We start from the raw sequence: 2,030 nt of genomic DNA, 5'->3' as shown, positions 1-2,030 counted from the left end.
GCGGCGCACTGGCGCCGGGGGAGGCGAAGCAGTGGACGTACGCCACCCTGGCCCTCGGCTCCGCGCTCGCGCTGTTCATGTACCCGCACTCGATCACCGCGACCCTGTCGTCCAGGAGCCGTGAGGTGATCCGCCGCAACACCACGATCCTGCCGCTGTACTCCCTCATGCTGGGCCTGCTGGCGCTGCTGGGCTTCATGGCGATCGCGGCCGGGGTCAAGGTCACCAACGGCCAGCTGGCCATCCCGCAGCTGTTCGAGGACATGTTCCCCGACTGGTTCGCGGGCGTGGCCTTCGCGGCGATCGGCATCGGCGCCCTGGTCCCGGCGGCGATCATGTCCATCGCGGCGGCCAACCTGTTCACCCGCAACATCTACAAGGACTTCATCAAGCCCGACGCGACGGCCGAGCAGGAGACCAAGGTCTCCAAGCTGGTCTCGCTGCTGGTGAAGGTCGGTGCCCTGGTCTTCGTCCTCACCATGGACAAGACCGTCGCCATCAACTTCCAGCTGCTGGGCGGCATCTGGATCCTGCAGACCTTCCCGGCCCTGGTCGGCGGCCTGTTCACCCGCTGGTTCCACCGCTGGGCGCTGCTGGCCGGCTGGGCGGCCGGCATGATCTACGGCACGGCCGCGGCGTACGGCATCGCCTCGCCGACCCAGGAGCACTTCGGTGGCAACGCCAAGGAGATCCCGGGCATCGGCGAGATCGGCTACATCGGCCTCACGGCGTTCGTCCTGAATGCCGTGGTGACCGTGGTCCTGACGGTCGTCCTGCGGGCCGCGAAGGCCCCCGACGGTGTCGACGAGACCCGGCCGGAGGACTACACGGCCGACGCCGGCGACCCGGGTGTCCAGGTGGAACTGCCACCGGCCACCGCGGGCGCGGGTCACTAGGCGACCGCCGCTCCACGGGCCGTCGGAGACACCTCCGGCGGCCCGTCGGCGTACCTGCGGGCCGGCCGGGGCCGGCGTACGCGTCACCTCTCCGACACCGGACCGGCACAACATCTGGGGGTGCCATGAGAACCCGGCACTAGATGTATGCTCGTGATCGCTGTCGCCGCAGGGGAATCCGGTGCGAATCCGGAACTGTCCCGCAACGGTGTACCTGCGCGCGCCCGCGCGCCTGTTGAGTCCGAGGACCTGCCGGCAGCACACCCGGACGTCCGGTCCGGGTGGGTTGTGAACGTCCGGGCCTCGCGGAGTGGGCCGGTGGACGCGGCGCCGTGCGCGCTCGTGGCTGCCCCCTGCCCTCCGCCGGGCCCCCGTGCCGAGCGAGGGAGAGCCCCACGTGACCATCGCGCCAGCCGACCCGGCTTCAGTCAGCGAGCTGGAGACCGACGGTCCCGGTACCGCACTGCTGCGGACCCTGACCGAGCTGACCGCCGACCTGCCCGACGCCGACCCGGGGCGGATCGCCGCGGCCGCGCTGCGCGGCCGGTCCTCGCGGGCCGACGAGGCGGAGCTGCGTGAGCTGGCCACGGAGGCGGCCGCCGGCCTGATCTCCGAGGACCCCGCCTACTCGAAGCTGGCCGCCCGGCTGCTGACCCTCACCATCCGGGACGAGGCCGCCTCGCAGGGCGTGACGTCCTTCACCGGCTCCATCGTGGTCGGGCACCGCGAGGGCCTCATCGCCGACCGCACCGCCGAGTTCGCGCGGCTGCACGCCGAGCGGCTGGACGCGCTGGTCGACGCCTCGGCCGACGACCGCTTCGGCTACTTCGGCCTGCGCACGGTCTACAGCCGTTACCTGCTGCGCCACCCGATCACCCGCAAGGTGATCGAGACGCCGCAGCACTTCATGCTGCGGGTGGCGAGCGGTCTGGCGGAGGACGACACGAGCCGCTCGGTGGACGAAGTGGCGGCCCTGTACGGGCTGATGAGCCGCATGGACTACCTGCCGTCCTCCCCCACCCTGTTCAACTCCGGCACCCGGCACCCGCAGATGTCGTCCTGCTACCTGCTGGACTCGCCGCTGGACGAGCTGGACTCCCTCTACGACCGCTACCACCAGGTGGCCCGGCTGTC

The 2,030-nt window shown here is 71.3% G+C and carries 2 protein-coding genes and 1 riboswitch; both genes read left to right on the top strand.

Annotated elements, in window-relative coordinates:
* Positions 1-896: sodium:solute symporter family transporter (locus IE312_RS39905; RefSeq protein ID WP_440862355.1), on the top strand; the 896-nt coding region annotated here is incomplete at its 5' end.
* 137 nt (positions 897-1,033) lie between these two features.
* A riboswitch (cobalamin riboswitch) is annotated at positions 1,034-1,167 on the top strand.
* 126 nt (positions 1,168-1,293) lie between these two features.
* On the top strand, positions 1,294-2,030 hold a 737-nt coding region (locus tag IE312_RS39900), incomplete at its 3' end, for a ribonucleotide reductase N-terminal alpha domain-containing protein (protein ID WP_306419734.1).

Origin of the sequence: Streptomyces capoamus (genome assembly GCF_014654935.1) — a bacterium.
GTDB classification, from domain to species: Bacteria; Actinomycetota; Actinomycetes; order Streptomycetales; family Streptomycetaceae; genus Streptomyces; species Streptomyces capoamus.
Note: the sequence above shows the minus strand (reverse complement) of the source record. Positions and strands in the feature narration are given on the sequence as shown.